The organism is Kitasatospora sp. NPDC059722, assembly GCF_042733235.1.
Lineage (GTDB): Bacteria > Actinomycetota > Actinomycetes > Streptomycetales > Streptomycetaceae > Kitasatospora.
Genome location: NZ_JBHWGD010000305.1, coordinates 1 through 1,086, shown reverse-complemented (window position 1 = coordinate 1,086; position 1,086 = coordinate 1). Strand labels below are relative to the sequence as shown.

The following is a 1,086-nucleotide window of genomic DNA, read 5'->3' as shown; positions in this document are numbered from 1 at the left end:
CCCTCCGGAGGCGGGCCGCGGCAGGCCGGCCGCGCGGCCCGGGACCGGCGGCAGGTGGAGGCGGGTCAGGCGGCGGGCGTAGGCGCCGGAGCCGCGCAGGGCGAGCTGGTCCTCGGCGGTCTGGGCGAGGAGCCCGGCCAGGCGGACGGCGGTGCGGGCGTCGGGGGCGGCGGGCAGGTCGATCAGGCCGCCCCAGCGCCGCGGGTGCTCCAGCGCGGCCACCCGGCCGAGGCCCCACAGCTGCGCCTGCCCGGGCTCGCTCACCCGGTCCGCGCCCTCGGCCGCGACGGCGCCCCGGGTGAGGCACCAGAACCTCGCCGGACCGCCGGCGGCCTCCAGGGTGCGCAGCAGCTCGACGGTGGCGGGCAGGTAGCGGGGGACGAGGTGGTGGTCGGGGTGCGGGCGGCCGTCGGCGGCGAGGAAGGAGAGGACGCCGGCGAGCGGCTCGCCGGCGCCGTCCGCGAGCACCTCGGGCAGGGCCTCGGTCCCCGCCACCCGCTCGATCCGCAGACCGCGCTCGGCGAGGGCGCCGAGGACGGCCTCGGGCCATTCGCCTTCCGCGCCCTCCGGTACGACGGCGAGCCAACGGCCCGCCGGGACGGCGTCGGTGAGGCCGCGCACGGGCACCCAGCTCGTCCCGTACGTCCACCCGTCCAACGCGCCGAGCAGGCGCCGCTGACCGCGCCAGGAGGCCAGGACGGGCAGCAGGCGGTCCAGCGAGGCCTCGGCGGCCTCCTCCGCGATCCCGAGGACGGCCGACGCCTCCTGCAGGTCCCCGGCCTCGACGGCCGTCCAGAACGCGTCCTCGACCGGGTCGGCCGGGGGCGCGCCCGCGTCGCGGCGCTGGAGCTCGGGCAGCCAGTAGCGCTGCCGCTGGAACGCGTACGTGGGCAGGTCGACGCGGCGGCCGCCGGACCCGGCGAGCACCGCCACCCAGTCCGGGCCCGCTCCGCGCACGTGCAGGCGGGCGAGGGCTTCCAGGATGGCCGGCTCCTCGGGGCGGTCCTTGCGGAGCACGGCGGCGAGGGCCGCGTCGGCGGGCAGCGACTCGGCCGCCAGCGCGGTGAGGACGCCGTCCGGGCCGAG

At 80.4% G+C, this 1,086-nt stretch carries 1 pseudogene; it reads right to left on the bottom strand.

The annotated features are described in order from the left end of the window. A pseudogene (locus ACFV4F_RS43460) lies at positions 1-1,086 on the bottom strand (polyketide synthase); the annotation flags it as partial.